The sequence below is a fragment of the Pelomicrobium sp. G1 genome (assembly GCF_051905455.1).
GTDB lineage: Bacteria > Pseudomonadota > Gammaproteobacteria > Burkholderiales > UBA6910 > Pelomicrobium.
Genome location: NZ_JBQACR010000543.1, coordinates 1 through 242 on the forward strand (window position 1 = coordinate 1; position 242 = coordinate 242).

The window sequence follows — 242 nt, forward strand, 5'->3', positions numbered from 1 at the left end:
GGGCGGCTCAAGGGCTTCACGCTGCTCTTTGAGGCGCTGGTGCTTGCGCTCGCGCGCGAGATGACCTTCAGCGCCGTGGCGCGGCTCGTGAACCTGAGCCTGCATCGGGTGATGGCGATCTGTGAACACTACGTCGAGCAAGCCCTGGCCCAGAGCGATTTCTCGCCGGTTCGCCACTTGGCGATCGATGAGACCTCGCGCGCTCGGGGCCATGACTACCTCACCTTGGTGGCCGACGCCGC

At 66.1% G+C, this 242-nt stretch carries 1 protein-coding gene; it reads left to right on the forward strand.

Annotated elements, in window-relative coordinates; translation table 11 throughout:
• Positions 1 to 242: helix-turn-helix domain-containing protein (locus ACTFO6_RS19575; RefSeq protein WP_439935969.1), on the forward strand; the 242-nt coding region annotated here is incomplete at both ends.